Genomic DNA, 20,528 nt, shown 5'->3' with positions numbered 1-20,528 from the left:
CGCAGGCCCCCACCCCGGAAAAAACTCATGCCGGACGTGTCCAGTGTCAGTTGTGTCGCGATCAGGCTTGTGCCGCCAGCACGCGGCGCTCCCACGGGGTGATCTCATCGAAGAAATCGCTCAGCTCCAGGGTCTTGGTCGCGACATAGCCTTCGATGAACTCCTTGCCGAACAGTTCCCGCGCCAGCGTGCTGCGCTTGAGCCGCTCCAGCGCAGCATGCAGGGTGCAGGGCAGGCTCAGGTGCTCCGGCACTTCGAATTCACCCTGGATCGCCGGCGTCGGCTGCAACTGCTGCTCGATGCCATGCAAGCCGGCGCCCAGGCTGGCGGCGATCGCCAGGTAGGGGTTGGCGTCGGCGCCGGGCAAGCGGTTTTCGACCCGACGCGCCAGCGGCGAACTGGCCGGAATGCGCAGGCCAGCGGCGCGGTTGTCTTGCGACCAGCAGGCGTTGTTGGGCGAGGCGTAGGGATGGCACAGGCGCTGATAGGAATTGACGTTGGGCGCGAACAACGCGGTGAAGTCCGCCATGCACGCCTGCAGGCCGCCGATGAAGTGATGGAAGGTCTCGGTGGGCTGCCCTGCCGCATCACTGAAGACATTGCGCCCACTGCCGATCTCGACCAGGCTCTGATGGATGTGCATCGAGCTGCCTGGGGTTTTCGCCAATGGCTTGGCCATGCACACCACGGTCAGGCCATGCTTGAGCGCGACTTCCTTGAGCAGGTGCTTGAACAGGAACGTCTGGTCAGCCAACAGCAGCGGGTCGCCGTGCAGCAGATTGATCTCGAACTGGCTGACGCCCATCTCGTGCATGAAGGTGTCGCGCGGCAGGCCGAGTGCGGCCATGCAGCGGTATACCTCATTGAAGAATGGGCGCAAGCCGTTGTTGGAGCTGACGCTGAACGCCGAATGACCCAGTTCGCGGCGACCGTCCGTGCCCAGCGGTGGCTGGAACGGCTGGCCAGGGTCGCCATTAGGGGCGAAGACAAAGAATTCGAGCTCGGTGGCCACCACTGGCGCCAGGCCCAGTGCAGCATAACGGGCAATGACTGCCTTCAACTGGCCACGGGTCGACAACCCGGATGAAGCGCCATCGAGCTCGTTGGCATCGCAGATGGCCAGAGCCCGCGCCTCGTCACTCCAAGGCAGGCGGTGGACCTGCGCCGGGTCGGCGACCAATGCCAGGTCGCCGTCGTCACTGCCGTAGAACGTGGCGGCGGGGTAACCGCCCATGATGCATTGCAGCAGTACCCCACGGGCCATTTGCAGGCGCCGGCCTTCGAGGAAACCTTCGGCTGTCATCACTTTGCCGCGCGGGACGCCATTGAGGTCAGGGGTTACGCACTCAATCTCAGCAATGCCCACGAGGTGCTCGGCGAAGGCGCGCAGGGCTTCGGTCGTCATGACTCTATCCTTGTTGTTTTTGTATGCCGGGGACGGCGACAAGCACAACATAGGCTGGGGGTGTTTAAAATATCAAGCAGCTGATTGCGGATACATGCGGGTTTAGTGAACAGTCCTTTGCCGCCAGGACAAGGTTCAGATCACTCACGCAAGGTCATGCCATTGGCCGGCAACGGCAAGGCGGTCTTGTAGCGCACCTGCTTGAGGGCAAAGCTGGAGCGAATGTTGGCCACCCCCGGCAAACGCGTCAGGTAATCGAGAAACCGCTCCAGCGCCTGAATGCTCGGCAATAGCACCCGCAGCAGATAATCCGGATCGCCCGTCATCAGGTAGCACTCCATCACTTCAGGCCGCTCGGCGATCTCTTCCTCGAAGCGGTGCAGCGACTGTTCGACCTGTTTCTCCAGGCTGACATGGATGAACACATTCACATCCAGCCCCAGCGCCTCGGGCGAGAGCAAGGTCACCTGCTGGCGAATCACCCCCAACTCCTCCATCGCCTTGACCCGGTTGAAACACGGCGTCGGTGACAGGTTCACCGAGCGCGCCAGCTCCGCGTTGGTGATCCGGGCGTTTTCCTGCAGGCTGTTGAGAATGCCGATATCCGTGCGATCGAGTTTGCGCATGAGACAAAATCACCTGATTTTTGTGTTTATCCGGAATGTTTATCTTCCCCTCAGGACAAACGCAATGAACTTGAGAGAAAAATTCTCCTGAGCTCCCTCTAACATGTAATTAGCGCTGACCTACCAGTCACGAGCCAGTAGTCAGCGGCGACCGCTTCAAAGCTCACAAAAACAACATCCGAGCGAGCGTAAACAGCATGAACGAGTACGCCCCCCTGCGTTTGCATGTGCCCGAGCCTACCGGCCGGCCAGGCTGCCAGACCGATTTTTCCTACCTGCGTCTGAACGATGCAGGCCTGGTACGTAAACCCCCTATTGATGTCGAGCCTGCCGAAACGGCAGACCTGTCCAAGAGCCTGGTCCGGGTTTTGGACGAAAACGGCAATGCCGTCGGCCCGTGGGCCGAGGACATTGACCCGCAGGTGCTGCGCCAAGGCATGCGCGCCATGCTCAAGACGCGCATCTTCGACAGTCGCATGGTGGTTGCCCAGCGCCAGAAGAAGATGTCCTTCTACATGCAGAGCCTGGGCGAGGAAGCCATTGGCAGCGGTCAGGCACTGGCCTTGAACCGCAGCGACATGTGCTTCCCGACCTACCGCCAGCAGAGCATCCTGATGGCCCGCGACGTATCGCTGGTGGACATGATCTGCCAGTTGCTGTCGAACACCCGCGACCCGCTCAAGGGCCGCCAGTTGCCGATCATGTATTCGGTCCGCGAGGCCGGCTTCTTCACCATCAGCGGCAACCTGGCCACCCAATTCGTCCAGGCGGTCGGCTGGGCCATGGCGTCGGCGATCAAGGGTGACACCAAGATCGCCTCGGCCTGGATCGGCGACGGCGCCACGGCCGAGTCGGACTTCCATACCGCCCTGACCTTCGCCCACGTCTACCGCGCGCCGGTGATTCTCAACGTGGTCAACAACCAGTGGGCGATCTCCACCTTCCAGGCCATTGCCGGTGGTGAGTCGACCACCTTCGCCGGACGTGGCGTAGGTTGCGGCATCGCTTCGCTGCGCGTCGATGGCAACGACTTCATCGCCGTCTACGCCGCCTCGCGCTGGGCCGCTGAACGTGCCCGTCGCGGCCTGGGGCCGACTTTGATCGAGTGGGTCACCTACCGCGCCGGCCCGCACTCGACTTCCGACGATCCGTCCAAGTACCGCCCCGCCGATGACTGGAGCCACTTCCCACTGGGCGACCCGATTGCTCGCCTGAAGCAGCACCTGATCCAGATAGGCCAGTGGTCGGAGGAAGAACATCAAGCGGTGACTGCCGAGTTCGAAGCCGAGATTCTCAAGGCCCAGAAAGACGCCGAACAGTTCGGCACCTTGAGCAATGGCCATATCCCAAGCGCCGCCTCGATGTTCGAGGACGTGTACAAGGAAATGCCCGAACACCTGCGCCGTCAGCGCCAAGAGCTGGGGGTCTGAGATGAACGATCACAACAACAGCATCGACCTGGAAACCGCCATGTCCACCACCACCATGACCATGATCCAGGCCCTGCGCTCGGCCATGGATGTCATGCTTGAGCGCGACGACAATGTGGTGATCTACGGCCAGGACGTCGGCTACTTCGGCGGCGTGTTCCGTTGCACCGAAGGCTTGCAGACCAAGTACGGCAAATCGCGGGTGTTCGACGCGCCGATTTCCGAAAGTGGCATCGTCGGTACCGCCGTGGGCATGGGCGCCTATGGCCTGCGGCCGGTGGTGGAAATCCAGTTCGCCGACTACTTCTATCCGGCCTCCGACCAGATCGTCTCGGAGATGGCCCGCCTGCGCTATCGTTCGGCCGGCGAGTTCATTTCGCCACTGACCCTGCGCATGCCCTGTGGCGGTGGTATTTATGGTGGGCAGACCCACAGCCAGAGCCCAGAGGCGATGTTCACCCAAGTGTGCGGCCTGCGCACCGTGATGCCCTCCAACCCATATGACGCCAAAGGGCTGCTGATCGCCTCGATCGAATGCGACGATCCGGTGATCTTCCTTGAACCCAAACGCCTGTACAACGGCCCGTTCGACGGCCACCACGACCGCCCGGTTACACCGTGGTCCAAGCACGCCCAGAGCGCAGTACCGGATGGTTACTACACGGTGCCACTGGACAAGGCGGCGATCACCCGCCCGGGCAACGACGTTACCGTACTGACCTATGGCACCACCGTGTACGTGTCGCAAGTCGCCGCCGAGGAAACCGGCGTCGACGCGGAAGTCATCGACCTGCGTAGCCTGTGGCCGCTGGACCTGGACACCATCGTCGAGTCGGTGAAAAAGACCGGCCGCTGCGTGGTGGTCCACGAAGCCACCCGCACCTGCGGCTTTGGCGCCGAGCTGGTATCGCTGGTTCAAGAGCACTGCTTCCATCACCTCGAAGCGCCGATCGAGCGCGTCACCGGTTGGGACACCCCCTACCCTCACGCGCAGGAATGGGCTTACTTCCCAGGCCCTTCACGGGTAGGTGCGGCATTGAAACGGGTCATGGAGGTCTGAATGGGCACGCACGTCATCAAGATGCCGGACATCGGTGAAGGCATCGCGCAGGTCGAGTTGGTGGAATGGTTCGTCAAAGTCGGCGATGTGATCGCCGAGGACCAGGTAGTCGCCGATGTCATGACCGACAAGGCCACGGTGGAAATCCCCTCGCCGGTCAGCGGCAAGGTCTTGGCCCTTGGCGGCCAACCTGGCGAAGTCATGGCGGTGGGCAGCGAGCTGATCCGCATTGAAGTCGAAGGCAGCGGCAACCACGTCGACGCACCGCAGGCCAAGCCTGCGCAACAGCCAGCCCCGGCGCCCACTGCGAGCACGCCTGAGCTGCGCCCCGAACCAGCCGCCGTAGCCAGCCAGCCGGCCAGTAGCGCTGCTGCGGCGCCTATCGTGCCGCGCCAGGCCAATGAAAAACCGCTGGCCTCCCCGGCTGTGCGCAAGCGCGCGCTGGATGCCGGTATCGAACTGCGTTATGTACATGGCAGCGGGCCTGCCGGACGCATCCTGCACGAAGACCTCGATGGCTTCATGAGCAAGCCACACAGCAGCGCAGGTCAAGCGCCCAGCGGTTACGCCAAACGCACCGACAGCGAGCAGGTGCCGGTGATCGGCCTGCGCCGCAAGATCGCCCAGCGCATGCAGGACGCCAAGCGCCGGGTCGCGCATTTCAGCTATGTCGAGGAGATCGACGTCACCGCCCTGGAAGCGCTGCGCCAGCAGCTCAACCAAAAGTACGGTGATAGCCGTGGCAAGCTGACCCTGTTGCCGTTCCTGGTACGCGCCATGGTCGTGGCCCTGCGCGATTTCCCGCAGATCAACGCCACCTACGACGACGAAGCCCAGGTCATCACCCGCCATGGTGCGGTTCACGTCGGTATCGCCACCCAAGGCGATAACGGCCTGATGGTGCCGGTACTGCGCCACGCCGAGGCGGGCAACCTGTGGGGCAACGCCAGCGAGATCACTCGCCTGGCCCATGCTGCGCGCAACAACAAGGCCAGCCGCGAAGAACTGTCCGGCTCGACCATCACCCTGACCAGCCTGGGCGCCCTGGGCGGCATCGTCAGCACGCCGGTGGTCAACACTCCGGAAGTGGCGATCGTCGGCGTCAACCGCATGGTCGAACGGCCGGTGGTGATCGACGGCCAGATCGTCGTGCGCAAGATGATGAACCTGTCCAGCTCGTTCGACCACCGGGTGGTCGATGGCATGGATGCCGCCCTGTTCATCCAGGCCGTGCGCGGCCTGCTGGAACAGCCCGCCTGCCTGTTCGTGGAGTGAGCATGCAACAGATTATCAACACGACCCTGCTGATCATCGGTGGCGGCCCTGGTGGCTACATCGCCGCCATCCGCGCCGGGCAACTGGGCATCCCTACCGTGCTGGTCGAAGGCCAGGCGTTGGGCGGGACCTGCCTGAACATCGGCTGTATTCCGTCCAAGGCGCTGATCCATGTGGCCGAGCAGTTTCACCAGACCTGCCAGCACACTGAGCACTCGGCGTTGGGCATCAGTGTTTCTGCGCCGCGCCTGGACATCACCCGCAGCGTGGCCTGGAAGGACGGCATTGTCGACCGCCTGACCAGCGGCGTCGCGGCCTTGCTGAAAAAGAATGGCGTGACGGTGATACATGGCTGGGCGAAGATCCTCGACGGCAAGAGTGTCGAAGTCGATGGCCAGCGCATCCAGTGCGATCACCTGCTGCTGGCCACAGGATCGAGCAGCGTCGAATTGCCGATGCTGCCGCTCGGCGGGCCGATCATCTCCTCGACCGAGGCACTGGCACCCAAGGCGCTGCCCACGCACCTGGTGGTGGTCGGCGGTGGCTATATCGGCCTGGAACTGGGCATCGCCTACCGCAAGCTGGGCGTTCAAGTCAGCGTGGTGGAAGCGCGCGAGCGCATCTTGCCGACTTACGATGCTGAGCTGACTGCCCCAGTGGCCGAGTCGCTGAAGAAGCTGGGCGTCAGCCTGCACCTGGGCCACAGCGTCGAGGGCTATGAAAACGGTTGCCTGCTGGCCCGTGATGGCCAAGGTCAGCAACTGCGGGTCGAAGCTGACCAAGTCCTGGTGGCGGTGGGTCGCAGGCCGCGCACCCAGGGCTTCAACCTGGAAAGCCTGGGGTTGCAGATGAAGGGTGCTGCGGTGGCCGTGGATGAGCGCTGCCAAACCAGCATGCGCAACGTCTGGGCGATTGGCGACTTGGCCGGCGAACCCATGCTTGCCCACCGGGCCATGGCCCAGGGCGAGATGGTCGCTGAGTTGATCGCCGGCCACACGCGACGCTTCGAGCCCACCGCGATTGCCGCAGTGTGCTTCACCGATCCGGAACTGGTGGTGGTCGGCAAGACGCCGGAGCAGGCCAGCGAGCAAGGACTGGACTGCATCGTCGCGCAGTTCCCGTTCGCGGCCAACGGCCGAGCCATGACCCTGGAATCGAAAACGGGCTTCGTGCGCGTGGTGGCTCGGCGCGACAACCACTTGATCCTCGGCTGGCAAGCCGTGGGCGTAGCCGTTTCGGAGCTGTCGACCGCATTTGCCCAATCGCTGGAAATGGGCGCTCGCCTGGAAGACATCGCCGGCACCATCCACGCTCATCCGACCCTGGGTGAAGCGGTCCAGGAAACTGCATTGAGGGCGCTGGGCCAGGCTCTGCACATCTGACACTGAAGCGGCGAAGGCCGATTTGACCCGCTGCGCTAGCTGCGCCGCGGGTCTTTTTTTATTCGCTGATGACGTTCTTACCTGCTGCCTTGGCGCGGTACAGGGCTTTATCGGCTCGCCCGAGCAGCCCAGCTGGGTCTTCGCCTTGCTGGCACTGCACCACACCGTAACTGAGGGTCAGGCGGCAATCGCCGACCGGCTCGATCTGCTCCAGTGCCCGGCGAATCTTCGCAGCGAGTTCAAGCGCTTCATTCAAGGACGTTTGCGCCAAGACCACGGCAAACTCATCACCGCCCCAACGGGCCAGCAGGTCTTGCTCGCGCAAACACAGGCGAATGCGCTCGACCAATTCGATCAATGCCGCATCGCCACGGGCATGGCCATAGCGATCGTTGATCGGTTTGAAATCATCGACGTCCATGGCGAGCAGGGAAAACGGCTGACGAAAGCGTCGCGCCCGTTCACATTCTTGCTGCAAGGCCTTTTCCAGCCGATAGCGGTTGGCGATTCTGGTCAACGCATCGCGTTCAGCCAGTTCACGGTTTTCATCCAGCTGGCGTTGCAGTTGCTGGTTGACCCAGGACAACTCGCGGGTGCGCTCGGCGACCTGGGCTTCCAGGCTATGGTTTTTTTGTTCGAGTTCGGCCACCAGGCGCTTGCCCGCATCGATGTTGCGATGGGCACCGAGCATGCGCGCCACCGAGCCATCCGGGTTGTGGGCAATGATATGGCCGCTGTCTTCGATCCACAGGTAGCTGCCATCCTGGCAGCGGCAGCGGTACTCGATCCGGTAATGTTCATTGCGCTGGTTGATGTAGGCCTCGAAGTGCGCCATCACCCGCGGATAATCTTCAGGGTGGATCACGCTTTCCCAGGTTAGCACGCTGTTATCCAGCGAATGGCTCTGGTAACCCAACATGGCGTACCAACCAGGATTTCGATAGACGTAGCCGCTATTGGCGTCCCAATCCCAGATACCATCGCTGATCAGCTCAAACAGCGTGTGCAACTGCTGTTCACTGAAGCCGGCGGGTGCCGGCCTTGATTCCTGACTCATGGACGCTCTCCGTAGTGTCCAGCAACTGCGCCCCTGCGCGGGGCTGCTGAGCAACATTGCTTTTGCCGCTGGCGGCAATCCTGTTCCTGTGCGTGGCAAGCATATTCCTACCGGGGTAGCGGCTGGAATACTTCCGATGGGCTATTTAGCCGTTGTCCCAGGCTGGCACAGCTTTTGCCCCTTCAGCCCTGCCTTTGATACTCCAAGGAGGAGTCATGATGATCAGCCTCAATGGGCTGGGCTGGCAGAATGCTGTACAGCCACAAAGCCGTATCAGCAACGAACAGGCGCTGGCCGAGGTCATGCCGGTACGCCAGACCGTCGCAACCAACACCACCGGCCAGCACAACAGCCAAGCCAACACCTCACAGCAAAACGCTGAAGATGCTCGCGAGGAAGCCTTCGCCAAACTCAAGGTAGCGCTGCAAAATCCTGATATCAGCGCCCGCCAGCAGGCCAGTATCGGCACGCAGGACGGCAGTAATGCGCTGCAGGAGTTTCGCGACTATATGAGCAAGACTCCGGAGGAGAAGATCCAGGAGAAGATTCTTGCGCAGCTCGGCCTGACCCCTGAGGAGTTCGAGGCCCTGCCGCCAGAACAAAAGCAGAAGATCCTTGACCAGATCGCCCAGCGACTGAAAGAGGATATCGAGCTCAAGACCCAGGCCAAGCTTCAGCAACAGGCCCTGAATACGGCGGCAGCTGATCCGGGATCGAATCCGGCCTCGGCCCAGAGCGCAGAACAACACAAGGATCACCTGCACGTCATGGCCAGCTGATAGGCTGGCCGGGGCAGCGTAAACGGATACGCCCGCCCCCACCCGTTAGCACTCAGAATTTTTCTGCTACGCGCTTGAACTGATAATCCGACTCGCGATAGTTCCCGGGTTTCTGCCGCTTGGGCAACTTCACTTTCTCGCGTGGCACGTCCTTGTACGGGATTCGGCTGAGCAGATCGGCAATGATGTTGAGGCGGGCGCGGCGCTTGTCATTTGAGTCAGCGACAAACCAGGGGGCATGGCCGGTGTCAGAAGCTCTGAACATCTCGTCCCGTGCGCGCGAATAGTCATACCAGCGGCTGTAGGACTTAAGGTCCATTGGCGACAGCTTCCATATTTTCCGCCCATCCTCGATGCGCGCCTCAAGGCGTCGGGTCTGCTCCTGCTCGCTGACTTCCAGCCAGTACTTGAGCAGTATCACCCCCGAATCGATAATCGCCCGCTCCACGCTTGGCACGGCATTGAGAAAGCTCTCGGCTTGCTCCTGGGTGCAAAAACCCATGACCCGCTCGACGCCGGCGCGGTTGTACCAACTGCGATCGAAGATCACTACCTCTCCTGCGGCAGGCAAATGCGGCAGATAGCGCTGCAGGTACATCTGGCTTTTTTCCCGGTCGTTCGGTGCTGGAAGGGCCACTACTCGAAACACGCGTGGGCTAACCCGCTCGGTCAGGGCCTTTATGGTCCCGCCCTTGCCCGCACCGTCACGGCCTTCGAAGATGATGCAGACCTTGATGCCCTTGGCTTTGACCCACTCCTGCAACTTGACCAACTCGACATGCAGATGACGCAGGTGTTCGAGGTAGTCCTTGTTCTTCAGTTTCTCGCCCTTCTGCGGTTTACCTTTCTTGCTCTTGGACATGCCAATACCTCCTGGTGACACGTGGCTGGGTGCTGCGGGTCGCTGCACTCAAGGCGTGACCTGATAGCCCTTGCCTTGCAGGCAGCTGGTGTACGCGCTGGCATTGGTTGATTCAGCGTTGTGGCGTTGCTGGCGACGCTCCTGACGCTGCCTGGCACCACCGACCACAGCACCGGCAGCCGCAGTCTCGCGAGCGCGATTTTGTCGGTACTCCTGTTTCACGTCATCGTCGATACGGTCATAGACTTCTTCGTGCTGGTTGCCGCGAACCTGGGCGCCAACTGCCCCGGCCGTGGCGCCGACCGCCGCACCTCTGAGCCGACCACCCGAGGCAGGCGGGGTGCTGCTGGCGCTGTTGGCAATGGAGTGGCATTCACTGATGTCGGCTTGAGTCTGCTGTGAGTTCTGGCCGCGCAAGGGCACCACAGATTCGGCTACCCCTTGGGCACTAGCCAGCAGCAAGGCGATAAAAAGGCTGAGCGACGATGGCCTGAGCATGATGATTTTTGCAACCTGCGCTTGAAAGCGGGTGAGAGGAAACAGCCTGGTTCAGTGTAGGTCGCGACCCCTACCCTGCCTGCATCTACCGCCCAGCGGTGCACCGAGGGTCAGCGTTGCCATCAATGGAACGGAAAGATGTAGTTCATCCAGGCCGCCATGCGCAAAAGAATCTTGCGCATGGTGCCGATGTGTTCGAAGTGCTTGCTGTAGATCGCCGCCTGGCCATAGGCACCGCCCGGCATCTGCGCGCTGTACTGGGCAAACGCCGGATCGGTGATCTCGATGATCACCGGCACCCGCCCGGGCGGCGGCGAGCCGGTGTAGCTCACCAGCGTGCCAGAAGGCTGCACCTGGCCTTCGGCAATTACCGTGATGACACTCTTCACCCGGCCTTTGAACACCTTGCCCGGAATGCCATCGAACGCCACTTCCGCTTCATCCCCCGCGACCAGGCGCAGCAGGCTGTTCTGGCGCATCCACGCAGCGAAGTACTGGCCCTCCTGCGGGATGAACACCATCGACGGGCGCAGTGGCAAACGCGTCGCCATCATCCCGCGACGCAGCGATACATGGGTGACAAAGCCCTTGCTCGGGGCGCGTACCACGGTGTTGTCCAGCTCGAACTGGGCGTTGTCGATCTGCGCCTGCAGGTCGCCGACCCGGGCCAGCGCTGCTTCTTGCTCACGCCGGGTGCCGAAATTGCGCTTGATCAGCTCGTTGATGCGAAATAGGTCACCCCTTGCCGCCACCTGCTGGGCCTTGAGCGATTGCAGGCGGTACTGAAAAGGCGCGGGATCGATGCGAAACAGTACATCGCCCTCCTGCAAGAGCTCGTTGCCCTTGACCGGCACATCAATCACCTTGCCGCTGACCACTGGCACCACCGGCACTGAAACAAAATAAGAACGCGCCACCTCCGAATAAGGGTGGTTGTAGTTCATGGTGAAAATCAGTGCGCCGATCATCACCACACCGCCCAACACGGCGGTGGGCACAGTCCACTTGTTTAGCGGAATGTTGAACAGCTTGAAGATTGCAATGCAGATTGCGGCGTAGGTGAGGATCAGCAGCAGGTCCATGGTCTAGATCCCCCCGCCGGACTCATACTCACTGTCTCGAGGGTTGGCCTGCCTTGCTTCCAGATGCGCCACACGCTGTTGCAGTTCGACGATCTGCTGCTGCAACTCAGCTGCTGGGCTATGGCGATCCAAGCCTGTGCTTGTGCCTATGCCCCAGCCGCGATCCTCGCGGTAGAGCATTGCCCAGATCCACAGGAACGGCCATAACGCGTGCAGGGTGAACAAGCTGACCCAACCGGTGGCGTGGATAGCGTCTTGGTGCGGATGGTTGCGATGAACGGCAATTTCGTAAGGGATGTCGTGCAGCACGATGATGCCGTAGAACAACACCAGACCTGCGAAAATCAACACACCGAGTGCGAAGTAATCAAGCATGGCTGCTCCGTACATCCAAAAGAGAGATGTGGTGGAAGCAGTTTAGTCAAGCTTGGCCTAAGTATTAGGCTGAGTCGCTGGAACCCGCGTCAAAGGCAAAAAAGGCTAGCGATAGAGATGAAATGGTGTCCCAGGGCAGGTTCGAACTGCCAACCTTCCCCTTAGGAGGGGGATGCTCTATCCAATTGAGCTACTGAGACACAGGTGCCGTCAATGACTGACGAACGGGCGTGACGGCGAGCATGTTAACCAGCAGGCTGGCGTTTGTCATGCTTGATTCGGGCTTTTTGCAGGTAATCCCTTTCTCTGAGTTCTAGCAGGCGTGGCCCTGCTCTACGGCCTCAAGCAAGCCCTGACGATGCAGCAAGTCAAATAATCCCATCACCGCCTTGTGCAACGTGCCCGAGTTATCCAGCACCTGCACACTCTGATCGTCCTGCTTGGCTAACTGGGCATTACGTTGCAGGCGGCGCTCGATCTCTTCGAGCGTTTCCCGACCGCGCGCCAGCAGCCGTTGTCGTAGCACCTGCGGGGCAACATCCAGGCGAATTGCCAGTAGATTGGGATAGCGCCGACGGGCCTCAGCCAGATAACCACGCGAGCCATTGACCAAAACGTGATGCCCCGTTTCCAACCAACGGTCAATCTGCGCAGGTATGCCGTACGCAAGGCCATTAGCACGCCAATACATGGCAAACTGCCCGGCCTCGCGCATCGCTTCGAATTGCTCCGGGGTCACGCCGTGAGCCGATTCGCCCTTGGCCTCTGCCGAGCGGGTAATGACCCTGCGGGCAACTTCGACGCCGTGTGTAGTCAATTTCGCGCGAGCAGCGTCAATCAAGGAATCTTTTCCCGATCCAGAGGGTCCAACCAGGAATATCAGGCGCCCTGTCTTAGTCGGAATGCCGCTTGCGTCATGTTGCATAGCCACTATGCTCTCTAGTAGGGAACCTGCGCATTCTAGGTGTTTTCCCCTGCCTTTGCCGCCCGTTACCAGATTTTGACGACAAAGGTCTGGCGTCAAGACCATCCGACTAAAGCAAAACTTTTCAAACCAGTGCTCATTTCTGATAATTGGTACTGGCAAAAAGCCTTTATCCGGATCACTATTTGTCACAGAATTGACGCCAAGGAAACGGCGACATTGAGGCAAGATGAACACCCAAAATTACATGACGGTTGAACATTTTGTCGTCGCCACGGTCGTACTTCCACCGTGCGGCCAATTTGAGAACCGCTTCCCCTGAACCAGTAAACCGGTCAATTTATATGCGCCCAATGAAACAGGCTATCTATTCGAGCCGCACCGCTGACAAGTTTGTCGTCCGCCTGCCTGACGGGATGCGTGAGCGCATTGCCGAGGTAGCCCGCAACCATCACCGCAGCATGAACTCCGAGATCATCGCCCGCCTGGAACAGAGCCTTATCCAGGAAGGCGCACTGGGCGACGAGCTGAGCATGCGTTTGGATAGCCCAGAGCTGAGCCTGCACGAGCGCGAGCTGTTGCAGCGTTTCCGTCAGCTCTCTCACCGCCAGCAGAATGCCCTGGTGGCACTGATCGCCCACGACGTGGAAATGGCCGCTGACGCGTCCTGATCCCTTCCAGCGATAAAAAAAGAGCCAGCTTATGCTGGCTTTTTTTCGTCTGGTGTTTGTTCACTTACATGAGGAACAAGGTGGCCAAGCCAAGGAAGATGAAGAAACCACCACTGTCGGTCACTGCAGTGATCATCACGCTCGCGCCCATTGCCGGGTCGCGCCCCAGACGCGCCAGGGTCATTGGAATCAATACGCCCATCAATGCTGCCAACAGCAGGTTCAAGGTCATCGCCCCGGTCATTACCAGCCCGAGTGACCAGCTACCGTAGAGCCAGTACGCCACCGCCCCGATCACCCCACCCCAGATCAGGCCGTTTATCAGAGAAACCGCCAGCTCTTTGCGCATTAGCCGCGCGGTGTTGCCAGGGCTGACTTGGTCCAGGGCCATGGCGCGGACGATCATGGTGATGGTCTGGTTGCCCGAGTTGCCGCCAATGCCCGCCACGATCGGCATCAATGCCGCGAGCGCCACCAGTTTCTCGATGGAACCTTCGAACAGTCCGATCACCCGCGAAGCGAGAAACGCAGTCACCAGATTGATCGCCAGCCACGCCCAACGGTTGCGCAGCGAACGCCAGACCGAGGCGAAGATGTCTTCCTCTTCGCGCAGACCGGCCATGTTGAGGACTTCGCTCTCGCTCTCCTCACGAATCAGGTCGACCATTTCGTCGATGGTCAGACGGCCGATCAGGCGGTCGCTCTTGTCTACCACCGGCGCAGAAACCAAGTCGTAACGCTCAAAGGCCTGGGCCGCATCGTAGGCATCTTCGTCCGGATGGAACGACACCGGATCGGTCGCCATTACTTCGGCCACCTGCTTGTCCGGGTCGTTGACCAGCAGGCGCTTGATCGGCAGCACGCCCTTGAGGATGCCGTCGTAGTCGACTACGAACAGTTTGTCGGTGTGGCCAGGCAGCTCTTTGAGACGGCGCAGGTAACGCAATACCACCTCAAGGCTGACGTCTTCGCGGATGGTGACCATCTCGAAGTCCATCAGCGCACCCACTTGCTCCTCATCGTAGCTCAGGGCCGAACGGACGCGTTCGCGCTGCTGGGCATCGAGGGTTTCCATCAGCTCATGAACGACATCACGCGGCAGCTCAGGAGCGAGGTCCGCCAGTTCGTCAGCGTCCATCTCCTTGGCGGCGGCGAGCAGCTCGTGATCGTCCATGTCGGCGATCAGGGTCTGACGGACCGCGTCGGATACCTCAAGGAGGATGTCGCCATCGCGCTCGGAGCGAACCAGCTGCCATACGGTCAGACGGTCGTCGAGCGGCAGGGCTTCGAGAATGTAGGCGATGTCGGCAGGGTGCAGATCGTCGAGCTTGCGCTGCAGCTCAACCAGATTCTGGCGGTGGACAAGATTTTCCACCAGGTCATGGTGATGACCTTCCTGGCGGTGAGTCAGGTCTTCAACTACCCGCTGGCGCTGCAATAGATCGATCACCTGAGCCAGGCGATCCTGCAGGCTCTCTTGGGCTTTCTTTACTTCTACTTCGGTCATAGGCGAACTCCACTCCCAGCAGCGGAGCACGCCGGGGGAATCAATCGGTCAGATCTAACTTGGCAAATCGTGTTAGGGAGTAACTACTGGGTAAGTCCATGGTGGTATTCCACAAGCCCCGGCGGGGCTGACGGGCGCAATCATACACTGCAAAAGCTGTCAGATCGCTTAAATTTTTGGCAAGAACAATCGTTTGCGCGATAAAGCTATGACAACGCTCGAAGCCATCAGTGCGACGGCGGCTGCCTATAAAAAAGCACAAGGACACTGCTCAAGCCGTGAGGTAATGATTGCCTGGCTAAGCGCTGCAGCCCTAGTGGGCTTATCTGAGAGTCTAGCTGGACATCACTGACAATTCAGTGAATAGCGGAAAACAAAAAGCCCGCTATAAAAGCGGGCTTTTTGCTGTATATGGTGGACTCAGCAGGATTCGAACCTGCGACCGCTCGGTTCGTAGCCGAGTACTCTATCCAGCTGAGCTATGAGTCCAAGTTGGTAGTTTTAGACCAGGTTACCACTGGTTGAAACAAGGCGACCGTGCAAGCACAATCGCCGTGCTATATGGTGGACTCAGCAGGATTCGAACCTGCGACCGCTCGGTTCGTAGCCGAGTACTCTATCCAGCTGAGCTATGAGTCCAAGTTGGTAGTTTTAGACCAGATTACCACTGGTTAAACAATCCGACCCTGCAAGCAAAATCGTCATGTTGTATGGTGGACTCAGCAGGATTCGAACCTGCGACCGCTCGGTTCGTAGCCGAGTACTCTATCCAGCTGAGCTATGAGTCCAATTCTTGCCGCGCATTATAGTTCGCTTTACCGTTTTTACAAGTGCTTTTTCGTTTAAAATCAACGACTTAGCAATCTTGTCCAGCTGAAGCGCCCTACGCAAATAATGGCGGTGAAGGGGGGATTCGAACCCCCGATACCCTTATGAGGTATACTCCCTTAGCAGGGGAGCGCCTTCGGCCACTCGGCCACCTCACCGCAACACGAGGCGAATATTAAACAGCCTCCTCCTCGTTTGCAACCCTTTTTTTGAAAAAAACTTCAAAAGAATTAAAGGCTTGGCTCCTCATCCTTCTCTTTCTTGATTCGCAGGTAGATTTCCTCGCGGTGAACGGCCACTTCCTTAGGGGCGCTGACGCCAATACGCACCTGGTTGCCTTTGACACCCAGGACCGTAACGGTGATCTCACCGTCACCAATGATCAGGCTCTCGGCGCACCGACGAGTCAGAATCAACATAGCTTTCTCCTTACGCAGTTCAATCAGGGATAACAGTCTGTGGTAGCCGGGCCGTGCACTAGGGACGAAGGCAGGGCCCGTGTGGCTGCCATAGTGAGTAGGACAGGACTCTCCATGGCATCCAGAAACGCGAAGGGCGCGGCAAGCCGCGCCCTTCCCCAGGCAGCGCCTTACTCGCCCTGACGGGCAGGGGCGTCCAGCTCGAATGCGGTGTGCAGAGCACGCACCGCCAGCTCCAGGTACTTCTCTTCGATGACCACCGAGACCTTGATCTCGGAGGTGGAGATCATCTGGATGTTGATGCTCTCCTTGGCCAGCGCTTCGAACATGCGGCTGGCAACACCGGCGTGCGAGCGCATGCCAACACCAACGATGGAAACCTTGGCGATCTTGGTGTCGCCGATCACTTCACGGGCACCGATCTCACGAGCAGTGTTCTCCAGTACCTTGAGCGCCGCTTCGTACTCGTTGCGGTGCACGGTGAAGGTGAAGTCGGTGGTGTTATCGTGCGCGACGTTCTGCACGATCATGTCCACTTCGATGTTCGAAGCGCTGATCGGGCCGAGGATCTTGAAGGCAACGCCCGGGGTATCCGGTACGCCACGAATGGTCAGCTTGGCCTCATCACGGTTGAAGGCGATACCGGAAATGATCGGCTGTTCCATGGATTCCTCTTCATCAATGGTAATGAGGGTACCTGGACCCTCCTTGAAGCTGTGCAGCACGCGCAGCGGGACGTTGTACTTGCCGGCGAACTCCACCGAGCGAATCTGCAGCACCTTGGAACCGAGGCTGGCCATTTCCAGCATCTCTTCGAAGGTGATCTTCTCCAGGCGACGGGCCTGGGGCACAACACGCGGGTCGGTGGTGTAGACACCATCGACATCGGTGTAGATCTGGCATTCGTCGGCCTTGAGCGCCGCGGCCAGGGCCACGCCGGTGGTGTCCGAGCCGCCACGGCCCAGGGTGGTAATGCTGCCGTGCTCGTCGACACCCTGGAAACCGGCAACCACCACCACGCGACCTGCCTTGAGGTCGGCACGGATCTTCTGGTCGTCGATCTGCAGGATGCGCGCCTTGTTGTGCGCGCTATCGGTAAGGATGCGCACCTGGTTGCCGGTGTAGGACACCGCATCCACGCCACGCTTGATCAAGGCCATGGCCAGCAGGGCAATTGTCACCTGCTCGCCGGTCGAGACGATCACATCCAGTTCACGCGGAACCGGCTTGTCGCTGATCTGCTTGGCCAGGTCCAGCAGGCGGTTGGTTTCCCCGCTCATGGCCGACAGCACAACCACCAGGTCATCGCCCGCGTCACGGAATTTCTTGACCTTGTCGGCAACCTGCTCGATTCGTTCGATGGAACCGACAGAGGTGCCGCCAAATTTCTGTACGATCAACGCCATTTCAAAGCTGCCTCTGCCCACGATGGGCACCCAATAATCAATCCAACATGAAGCGGCCCGCTACTAGACAGCGGGCCGCTTCATCTCAAAGCCCCTGTTCGGCGAACGGCACAGCCAGGGCCAGGGCATTGTCCAGCGCAGCGACGTCAACGCCGCCACCCTGGGCCATGTCCGGACGACCACCGCCCTTGCCGCCTACCGCTGCAGCGGCCTGCTTCATCAGATCGCCGGCCTTGAGTTGGCCGGAGAGGTCTTTGGTCACGCCAGCCACCAGCACGACCTTGCCCTCATGCTCACTGCCCAGCAGGATCACTGCATGGCCGAGCTTGTTCTTCAGCTGATCGACCAGGGCCAGCAAGGCCTTGCCATCCTGACCATCCAGGCGTGCGGCGAGAACCTTGGCGCCCTTGACCTCAACAGCCGCGTTGGAGAGATCGTCTCCGGCGGCGCTGGCGGCCTTGGCCTGCAGCTGCTCGAGCTGCTTCTCCAGCTGACGGTTGCGCTCCAGCACAGCCGACAACTTGTCGATCAGATTGTCACGGTTGCCCTTGACCAGTTGCGCGGCTTCCTTGACCTGCTCTTCGGCAGCGTTCAGGTAAGCCAGGGCCGCGGCGCCGGTGATCGCTTCGATACGACGCACACCGGAGGCCACGCCACCTTCGCTGATGATCTTGAACACACTGATATCGCCGGTGCGTTTGGCATGGATGCCGCCGCACAGCTCCACCGAGAAATCGCCGCCCATGCTCAATACGCGCACGGTATCGCCGTACTTCTCGCCGAACAGCGCCATGGCGCCCTTGCGCTTGGCGGTTTCGATATCGGTCAGTTCGGTCAGCACCTCAGTGTTCTTGCGCACTTCGCGGTTGACGATGTCTTCCAGGGCCTTGATCTGCTCTGGCTTGAGCGCCTCAAAGTGGCTGAAGTCAAAGCGCAGGCGCTGGCTGTCGACCAACGAACCCTTCTGCTGGACGTGCTCACCCAGCACCTGACGCAGCGCTTCGTGCAACAGGTGAGTGGCCGAGTGGTTCAGCGAGGTAGCGTGTTGCACCTCGGCGTCGACCTTGGCTTCAACCGGCGAGCCGATGACCAGAGCACCGCTGGCGACAACGCCATGGTGCAGGAATGCCCCACCGGTCTTGGTAGTGTCTTGCACGTCGAAGCGCACGGCGCCCGACAGCAGGTAGCCAGAGTCACCGACCTGGCCACCGGATTCGGCGTAGAACGGCGTGCGATCCAGGACGACAACGCCCTGCTCGCCTTCGCCCAGCTGGTCGACCGCCTGGCCATCCTTGTACAGGGCAATGACCTTGCCCTGGCCTTCGGTGGCGTCGTAGCCGAGAAACTCGGTGGCGGTGTCGACCTTGACCAGGCTGTTGTAGTCCATGCCGAAGGCGCTGGCGGAGCGGGCACGCTCACGCTGGGCGTCCATCTCACGCTCGAAGCCAGCCTCGTCGATGCTCAGCTCGCGCTCCCGGGCGATGTCAGCGGTCAGGTCCATCGGGAAGCCGTAAGTGTCGTACAGCTTGAACACCACGTCGCCTGGGACGACAGTGCCCTGCAGCTGCGACAGGTCTTGCTCGAGGATACGCAGGCCCTGCTCGAGGGTCTTGGCGAACTGCTCTTCTTCAGCCTTGAGCACGCGCTCGATATGCGCCTGCTGGCTGGTCAGCTCAGGGAAAGCTTCGCCCATCTCGGCCGCCAGTGCCGCAACGATCTGGTAGAAGAAGCTGCCCTTGGCACCCAGCTTGTTGCCGTGACGGCAAGCACGGCGAATGATCCGGCGCAGCACATAGCCGCGGCCTTCATTGGACGGCAGCACGCCGTCGGCGATCAGGAAGCCGCACGAGCGAATATGGTCGGCGACGACCTTCAGCGAAGCCTGGCCGTCGTTGCTGCAACCGATGGCCTTGGCCGCAGCTGCCAGCAGGTTCTGGAACAGGTCGATCTCGTAGTTCGAGTGCACGTGCTGCATGACCGCACTGATCCGCTCCAGGCCCATGCCGGTGTCGACCGACGGCGCTGGCAGCGGATGCAGGACGCCATCGGCGGTGCGGTTGAACTGCATGAAGACGTTGTTCCAGATCTCGATGTAGCGGTCGCCGTCTTCTTCTGGCGAACCGGGTGGGCCGCCCCAGATGTCGGCGCCGTGATCGTAGAAGATCTCGGTGCATGGGCCGCACGGGCCGGTGTCGCCCATGGTCCAGAAGTTGTCGGAGGCGTAGGGCGCGCCTTTGTTGTCGCCAATGCGCACCATGCGCTCGGCCGGCACGCCGACTTCCTTGGTCCAGATGTCGTAGGCTTCATCGTCACTGGCGTAGACGGTGACCCAGAGCTTTTCCTTGGGCAGGTTCAGCCACTTGTCGGAGGTCAGGAAGGTCCAGGCGAAGGTGATCGCGTCGCGCTTGAAATAGTCGCCGAAGCTGAAGTTGCCCAGCATTTCGAAGAAGGTGTGGTGACGCGCGGTGTAGCCGACGTTTTCCAGGTCGTTGTGCTTGCCGCCGGCGCGTACGCACTTCTGGCTGCTGGCAGCGCGGGTGTAGGCGCGCTTTTCCTGGCCGAGGAAGCAGTCCTTGAACTGGTTCATACCGGCGTTGGTAAACAGCAGGGTCGGGTCATTGCCCGGAATCAGGGAGCTGGAGGCGACTCGGGTATGCCCTTGCTCCTCGAAGAAGCGAAGGAAGGCTTCACGGATTTCTGCGCTTTTCATAGGTTCTTCCACGGAAACGGCGGCCGTTAAGGCAAACACGTCGAAACGACGGCAAAGGGCCGCATTATATCGGTGTTGCGGGCTTGTTGCAGTGTGTTTATGTGCAGGAACCCGCCAGAAGGAGAGTTTCTAAGCGCCAAGCTGTGAAAACGGCCGAGCCTGACTGGCCACATGGCCCTTCCAGGCCCAATTCGACCATTGACGCAATAACGCCAAGCTCAGGCAATAGTT

General features: G+C 60.5%; 18 protein-coding genes and 5 tRNA genes. 6 read left to right on the top strand and 17 right to left on the bottom strand.

Annotated features, from left to right (window positions below; all coding sequences use genetic code 11):
- Positions 1–61: 61 nt before the first annotated feature.
- Together ACF8K2_RS26185 and bkdR are read right to left on the bottom strand one after the other, a co-directional pair.
- On the bottom strand, positions 62–1,303 hold the full coding sequence (locus ACF8K2_RS26185) for a glutamine synthetase family protein (protein WP_186556047.1): 1,242 nt from the start codon (positions 1,301–1,303) through the stop codon (positions 62–64).
- Between the two features lie 242 nt (positions 1,304–1,545).
- Positions 1,546–2,031: a Bkd operon transcriptional regulator BkdR gene (gene bkdR, locus ACF8K2_RS26180; RefSeq protein WP_027593063.1), complete on the bottom strand. Its 486-nt coding sequence runs from the start codon at positions 2,029–2,031 to the stop codon at positions 1,546–1,548.
- Positions 2,032–2,228: 197 nt separating this feature from the next.
- Between bkdR and ACF8K2_RS26175 the strand changes: the two genes are divergently transcribed.
- Genes ACF8K2_RS26175 through lpdA form a run of 4 tightly spaced genes read left to right on the top strand, consistent with a single transcriptional unit; the run spans position 2,229 to position 7,178 of the window.
- On the top strand, positions 2,229–3,461 hold the full coding sequence (locus tag ACF8K2_RS26175) for a 3-methyl-2-oxobutanoate dehydrogenase (2-methylpropanoyl-transferring) subunit alpha (protein ID WP_392468860.1): 1,233 nt from the start codon (positions 2,229–2,231) through the stop codon (positions 3,459–3,461).
- A gap of 1 nt (position 3,462) precedes the next feature.
- Positions 3,463–4,521, top strand: a complete 1,059-nt coding sequence (locus ACF8K2_RS26170) for an alpha-ketoacid dehydrogenase subunit beta (protein ID WP_186555931.1) — start codon at positions 3,463–3,465, stop codon at positions 4,519–4,521.
- Positions 4,522–5,796 carry a dihydrolipoamide acetyltransferase family protein gene (locus ACF8K2_RS26165; protein ID WP_392468857.1) on the top strand — a complete coding sequence of 425 codons (1,275 nt, stop codon included), beginning with the start codon at positions 4,522–4,524 and terminating at the stop codon, positions 5,794–5,796.
- A gap of 2 nt (positions 5,797–5,798) precedes the next feature.
- Complete coding sequence (lpdA, locus tag ACF8K2_RS26160; protein WP_392468855.1) at positions 5,799–7,178, top strand: dihydrolipoyl dehydrogenase; 1,380 nt, start codon at positions 5,799–5,801, stop codon at positions 7,176–7,178.
- Positions 7,179–7,236: 58 nt separating this feature from the next.
- Here the strand turns inward: lpdA and ACF8K2_RS26155 are convergent, their stop codons facing one another.
- The gene (locus ACF8K2_RS26155; RefSeq protein WP_392468853.1) at positions 7,237–8,235 is read right to left on the bottom strand and encodes a diguanylate cyclase domain-containing protein; all 999 of its coding nucleotides are present in this window, start codon (positions 8,233–8,235) and stop codon (positions 7,237–7,239) included.
- 215 nt (positions 8,236–8,450) lie between these two features.
- Here ACF8K2_RS26155 and ACF8K2_RS26150 point away from each other — a divergent pair, with 215 nt between their 5' ends.
- Positions 8,451–9,014, top strand: a complete 564-nt coding sequence (locus tag ACF8K2_RS26150; RefSeq protein WP_392468850.1) for a hypothetical protein — start codon at positions 8,451–8,453, stop codon at positions 9,012–9,014.
- 52 nt (positions 9,015–9,066) lie between these two features.
- On the opposite strand, the gene ppk2 is transcribed toward ACF8K2_RS26150, so the two are convergent.
- The 6 genes from ppk2 to phnN form a co-directional block, all read right to left on the bottom strand.
- Complete coding sequence (gene ppk2, locus ACF8K2_RS26145; protein ID WP_264235090.1) at positions 9,067–9,876, bottom strand: polyphosphate kinase 2; 810 nt, start codon at positions 9,874–9,876, stop codon at positions 9,067–9,069.
- 48 nt (positions 9,877–9,924) lie between these two features.
- Positions 9,925–10,374, bottom strand: a complete 450-nt coding sequence (locus ACF8K2_RS26140; RefSeq protein ID WP_186555926.1) for a YMGG-like glycine zipper-containing protein — start codon at positions 10,372–10,374, stop codon at positions 9,925–9,927.
- A 122-nt stretch (positions 10,375–10,496) separates the two neighbouring features.
- Positions 10,497–11,456: an HlyD family secretion protein gene (locus ACF8K2_RS26135; RefSeq protein WP_392468846.1), complete on the bottom strand. Its 960-nt coding sequence runs from the start codon at positions 11,454–11,456 to the stop codon at positions 10,497–10,499.
- A 3-nt stretch (positions 11,457–11,459) separates the two neighbouring features.
- The gene (locus ACF8K2_RS26130) at positions 11,460–11,831 is read right to left on the bottom strand and encodes a DUF3302 domain-containing protein (protein ID WP_186555924.1); all 372 of its coding nucleotides are present in this window, start codon (positions 11,829–11,831) and stop codon (positions 11,460–11,462) included.
- A gap of 123 nt (positions 11,832–11,954) precedes the next feature.
- Positions 11,955–12,031 (bottom strand) — tRNA-Arg (locus ACF8K2_RS26125).
- Between the two features lie 113 nt (positions 12,032–12,144).
- Positions 12,145–12,756, bottom strand: coding sequence for a phosphonate metabolism protein/1,5-bisphosphokinase (PRPP-forming) PhnN (gene phnN, locus ACF8K2_RS26120; protein ID WP_392468842.1), 612 nt, complete (start codon positions 12,754–12,756; stop codon positions 12,145–12,147).
- 344 nt (positions 12,757–13,100) lie between these two features.
- On the opposite strand from phnN, the gene ACF8K2_RS26115 reads away from it, so the two are divergent.
- Positions 13,101–13,427 carry an Arc family DNA-binding protein gene (locus tag ACF8K2_RS26115; RefSeq protein WP_003254499.1) on the top strand — a complete coding sequence of 109 codons (327 nt, stop codon included), beginning with the start codon at positions 13,101–13,103 and terminating at the stop codon, positions 13,425–13,427.
- 64 nt (positions 13,428–13,491) lie between these two features.
- Here the strand turns inward: ACF8K2_RS26115 and mgtE are convergent, their stop codons facing one another.
- The 8 genes from mgtE to alaS all read right to left on the bottom strand — a co-directional run bounded on the left by mgtE (position 13,492) and on the right by alaS (position 20,297).
- Positions 13,492–14,934 (bottom strand): magnesium transporter, encoded by a 1,443-nt coding sequence (gene mgtE / locus ACF8K2_RS26110; RefSeq protein WP_186555922.1) that lies wholly within the window; start codon positions 14,932–14,934, stop codon positions 13,492–13,494.
- A 412-nt stretch (positions 14,935–15,346) separates the two neighbouring features.
- Positions 15,347–15,423: transfer RNA gene (locus ACF8K2_RS26105), tRNA-Arg, on the bottom strand.
- Between the two features lie 73 nt (positions 15,424–15,496).
- Positions 15,497–15,573 (bottom strand) — tRNA-Arg (locus ACF8K2_RS26100).
- Positions 15,574–15,645: 72 nt separating this feature from the next.
- A tRNA-Arg gene (locus ACF8K2_RS26095) sits at positions 15,646–15,722 on the bottom strand.
- A gap of 107 nt (positions 15,723–15,829) precedes the next feature.
- Positions 15,830–15,920: transfer RNA gene (locus tag ACF8K2_RS26090), tRNA-Ser, on the bottom strand.
- 72 nt (positions 15,921–15,992) lie between these two features.
- The gene (csrA, locus tag ACF8K2_RS26085) at positions 15,993–16,181 is read right to left on the bottom strand and encodes a carbon storage regulator CsrA (protein ID WP_003254503.1); all 189 of its coding nucleotides are present in this window, start codon (positions 16,179–16,181) and stop codon (positions 15,993–15,995) included.
- 170 nt (positions 16,182–16,351) lie between these two features.
- On the bottom strand, positions 16,352–17,587 hold the full coding sequence (locus ACF8K2_RS26080) for an aspartate kinase (protein WP_186557431.1): 1,236 nt from the start codon (positions 17,585–17,587) through the stop codon (positions 16,352–16,354).
- A gap of 85 nt (positions 17,588–17,672) precedes the next feature.
- Positions 17,673–20,297 (bottom strand): alanine--tRNA ligase, encoded by a 2,625-nt coding sequence (gene alaS, locus ACF8K2_RS26075; protein WP_392468837.1) that lies wholly within the window; start codon positions 20,295–20,297, stop codon positions 17,673–17,675.
- Between the last annotated feature and the right edge of the window lie 231 nt (positions 20,298–20,528).

Origin of the sequence: Pseudomonas sp. xss_2, assembly GCF_043104195.1 — a bacterium.
GTDB lineage: Bacteria > Pseudomonadota > Gammaproteobacteria > Pseudomonadales > Pseudomonadaceae > Aquipseudomonas > Aquipseudomonas urmiensis.
This window is presented reverse-complemented; position numbering and strand designations above follow the sequence as displayed.

Bases quoted from the DNA above. Each gene is read 5' to 3' on its own strand.
- ACF8K2_RS26185 (WP_186556047.1), bottom strand. From the start codon at position 1,303: ATGACAGCCGAAGGTTTCCTCGAAGGCCGGCGCCTGCAAATGGCCCGT.
- bkdR (WP_027593063.1), bottom strand. From the start codon at position 2,031: ATGCGCAAACTCGATCGCACGGATATCGGCATTCTCAACAGCCTGCAG.
- ACF8K2_RS26175 (WP_392468860.1), top strand. From the start codon at position 2,229: ATGAACGAGTACGCCCCCCTGCGTTTGCATGTGCCCGAGCCTACCGGC.
- ACF8K2_RS26170 (WP_186555931.1), top strand. From the start codon at position 3,463: ATGAACGATCACAACAACAGCATCGACCTGGAAACCGCCATGTCCACC.
- ACF8K2_RS26165 (WP_392468857.1), top strand. From the start codon at position 4,522: ATGGGCACGCACGTCATCAAGATGCCGGACATCGGTGAAGGCATCGCG.
- lpdA (WP_392468855.1), top strand. From the start codon at position 5,799: ATGCAACAGATTATCAACACGACCCTGCTGATCATCGGTGGCGGCCCT.
- ACF8K2_RS26155 (WP_392468853.1), bottom strand. From the start codon at position 8,235: ATGAGTCAGGAATCAAGGCCGGCACCCGCCGGCTTCAGTGAACAGCAG.
- ACF8K2_RS26150 (WP_392468850.1), top strand. From the start codon at position 8,451: ATGATGATCAGCCTCAATGGGCTGGGCTGGCAGAATGCTGTACAGCCA.
- ppk2 (WP_264235090.1), bottom strand. From the start codon at position 9,876: ATGTCCAAGAGCAAGAAAGGTAAACCGCAGAAGGGCGAGAAACTGAAG.
- ACF8K2_RS26140 (WP_186555926.1), bottom strand. From the start codon at position 10,374: ATGCTCAGGCCATCGTCGCTCAGCCTTTTTATCGCCTTGCTGCTGGCT.
- ACF8K2_RS26135 (WP_392468846.1), bottom strand. From the start codon at position 11,456: ATGGACCTGCTGCTGATCCTCACCTACGCCGCAATCTGCATTGCAATC.
- ACF8K2_RS26130 (WP_186555924.1), bottom strand. From the start codon at position 11,831: ATGCTTGATTACTTCGCACTCGGTGTGTTGATTTTCGCAGGTCTGGTG.
- phnN (WP_392468842.1), bottom strand. From the start codon at position 12,756: ATGCAACATGACGCAAGCGGCATTCCGACTAAGACAGGGCGCCTGATA.
- ACF8K2_RS26115 (WP_003254499.1), top strand. From the start codon at position 13,101: ATGCGCCCAATGAAACAGGCTATCTATTCGAGCCGCACCGCTGACAAG.
- mgtE (WP_186555922.1), bottom strand. From the start codon at position 14,934: ATGACCGAAGTAGAAGTAAAGAAAGCCCAAGAGAGCCTGCAGGATCGC.
- csrA (WP_003254503.1), bottom strand. From the start codon at position 16,181: ATGTTGATTCTGACTCGTCGGTGCGCCGAGAGCCTGATCATTGGTGAC.
- ACF8K2_RS26080 (WP_186557431.1), bottom strand. From the start codon at position 17,587: ATGGCGTTGATCGTACAGAAATTTGGCGGCACCTCTGTCGGTTCCATC.
- alaS (WP_392468837.1), bottom strand. From the start codon at position 20,297: ATGAAAAGCGCAGAAATCCGTGAAGCCTTCCTTCGCTTCTTCGAGGAG.